General features: G+C 61.6%; 3 protein-coding genes. 1 reads left to right on the plus strand and 2 read right to left on the minus strand.

Translation table 11 applies throughout. The annotated features are described in order from the left end of the window. Window positions 1–946, plus strand: a 946-nt coding sequence (locus AC1DVA_RS27510; RefSeq protein WP_476808000.1) for an ATP-binding protein, incomplete at its 5' end; no start/stop codon positions are given. A gap of 93 nt (window positions 947–1,039) precedes the next feature. Here AC1DVA_RS27510 and AC1DVA_RS27515 read toward each other — a convergent pair. Both AC1DVA_RS27515 and AC1DVA_RS27520 read right to left on the minus strand, forming a co-directional pair. Next, complete coding sequence (locus tag AC1DVA_RS27515; RefSeq protein ID WP_265051842.1) at window positions 1,040–1,486, minus strand: PaaI family thioesterase; 447 nt, start codon at window positions 1,484–1,486, stop codon at window positions 1,040–1,042. A 169-nt stretch (window positions 1,487–1,655) separates the two neighbouring features. Continuing rightward, window positions 1,656–2,659, minus strand: a 1,004-nt coding sequence (locus AC1DVA_RS27520) for a helix-turn-helix transcriptional regulator (RefSeq protein WP_476808001.1), incomplete at its 5' end; no start/stop codon positions are given.

The following is a 2,659-nucleotide window of genomic DNA, read 5'->3' on the forward strand; positions in this document are numbered from 1 at the left end:
GGCTGTTCCGATAAGCGTATTCGATCTGATGGGTGCGATGTCGGACTTGCTCCGCCGGTCGCTCGGCCCCTCCGTAAATCTCGATTTTTCGTTGCCGGCTGACCTCGACAACATCCTCGTAGATCGAAATCAGCTTGAGCTTGCCATTCTCAATCTTACCGTCAATGCGCGCGACGCCATGCCTGAGGGCGGCAGAATCACCATCTCCGCAAAGAATATCGACGCGGAGATGAGCGGCCCCGCGGAGCTGAAACCTGGACGCTACGTCCAGATTATCGTGGTGGACGAGGGCGTCGGGATGGCCCCCGACGTTCTGGCGAAGGCGGTGGAGCCCTTTTTCACGACCAAGGGAATTGGGAAAGGCACTGGATTGGGATTGCCGATGGTTCTTGGAACTGCACAGCAGCTGGGGGGGCGGCTGGAGCTCAAGAGCGAATTGGGAAAGGGGACGACCGCGATCCTTTGGCTCTCGGCGGCGGAACCCGCAATCCCTTCGACGGTCACGGCTGAGGAGACGATAACTGTCGAAGAGCCGGGCAGTTCTCTCAGAATACTGGCCGTCGACGATGACGCGCTCATCTTGATGAATACCGTCGCGCTCCTGGAAGACCTCGGCCATACGGTGGTTGAAGCCAACTCCGGTTCCGAAGCGCTGGAAAAACTGGAGTCCGAGGAAAGCTTCGATTTGCTTATTACCGACCATGCAATGCCTAAAATGACCGGCGGCCAGCTGATCGCCGAGGTAACCAGCCGGTGGCCGGATATTCCGATTATCCTCGCAAGCGGATACGCTGAAATACCTGAAACGGTATTGGCCGGAGTGGAACGCCTCGCCAAGCCATTCTGGCAGGCCGATCTTCACAAGGCCATATGCAACGCGACCAGACTCAAGCCGGGCCCTGGCATTTATGCCGTCTCTTCCGGGGACAATGCTAGCGGACCGTGAATGTGAAGAGGCCGGCTGCGGCCCGCCTCATTCGAAGGCCGCTCGCGACCTTGGGCCTGCAGCGTTGCATCTGGAAAGGTCATTAGGCCGAACTCAGTCAGCGATTCCGTCCCGGCCTTCGATCGCCATCAGTGTCGCCGTCAGGAGTGCGATCAATCGCGCCTTGCCATCGCTCTCAGCGAACACTTCGGCTTGGGCAAGCGTGAGCGTCCGGCCGGACTTGACCACTTTGCCTCGGGCGACAATGCGCTCCCCCGCCGCCGGGGCCAGCAAGTTGATCTTGAATTCGGCGGTAAGCACGCCCCGGTCCATCGGCATCATGCTCAGGGCAGCATAGCCGGCAGCGCTGTCAGCTATGGCGCTCACCGCTCCCGCATGCACGAAGCCGTGCTGTTGCGAAACCTCGGGCCTGGGGATCAGCGATACCTCCACCTGTCCGGGCGAGACCTCGCCGAGCATTGCGCCGAGGCTTTGCATCAACCCCTGCCTGGCAAAGCTCTCCCGAATGCGCCGATCAATCTGGGCGACGTCAAGGCTCATGGTATATCCTCCGTCGGGCATCGTGACAGGCGCATGCGAGGTCAGCAACGCAAGGCGCTCGCGAAGCATCCGCTTCGGCCGCGAGCTCGGCTTCCACTCCAGCCAAAAGGTTGCTGCATCCTGGCTCAAGCAGTTGGTTGGGCGGTTTGTGGCGCGCGGCGACACGCATTCAGCCGAGCTGCGACTGCTCACGAAACTGGCGCGGCGTGACGCCCGTCATCCGTCGGAAGGCGCGGCTGAAATGCGCCGGATCCGTGTAGCCGGAGGAAAAGGCGACGTCGATGATCCTGCAATCGGTGTCGCGGAGAAGCCGGCTCGCATTCTCGTACCTGACCGTGTCGAGTAGGTCCGAATAGGACAGGCCGACGTGGGCGAGCTTGCGTTGAAGCGTCCGTGTGCTGACGCCCGCGATCTCGGCGACGTCGGCAAGCGCAGTTGTTCCCTCGTCGAGATAGGCCGGCAGCATCAGTTTGAGGAGTTCGACGATGTCGTAGGCGGAAGGCCCATCCTCGTTGTCGCGCGGCGGCGGAAACGGGGCGGCCGAACGGTTGGGCAGGCCGAGCAGCGTGACCGGCAGGCTGATCCATGCAGCATGCTGGCCCGACAGAAACCGCACATTCGGCCAGCAGGATCGCGTCGCCGGGCACGGCGCATAAGACGATTCGAAAGCGATCGCCGTCGGCATCCAGTCCGGGCCGGCGAATTGCTTGATGATGTAGACCGGGAAAATGTTCTGGATCCATTGCGCGTATTTCAGATGCAGGAGCCCTGTCCCGGCGAGCCTGCTGCAAACCCGCACATGATCCGCGCCGTGCTCGATCCACATGCTCAGAATGGTGTCCTCCCGCGACGCCCAGTGGCAGGCATGCCGGAGCGCGACGAGCAGGGTCGAAGAATGAGCGATCAGGGCGCGGGTCTTTTCCCTCATATGGGAGAAGTGCAGGCGCTGGGCCGCGAGAAAGCCGAAATCCTCGATGCCCTGCGTTCTCTGGGCGGTCTCGACAAAGCGCAGAGCCGGCAGAAGCGGAAGGTAGAGCTCGGTCTTTTCGGCCAGGGACGATGGCAGCCGTGATCTCTCCAGGAGCATCTCCGTCGGGGCGCCGATATCGTCGAGAATGCTGACGAAGGGCAGCAGGAACTGGTCGCGCGTCAAAGGGATATCAGCCATCAGAC

The organism is Allobosea sp. P4_C6 (assembly GCF_056402015.1).

Coding starts and splice junctions, on each gene's coding strand:
- AC1DVA_RS27515 (WP_265051842.1), bottom strand. CDS start 1,486: ATGAGCCTTGACGTCGCCCAGATTGATCGGCGCATTCGGGAGAGCTTT.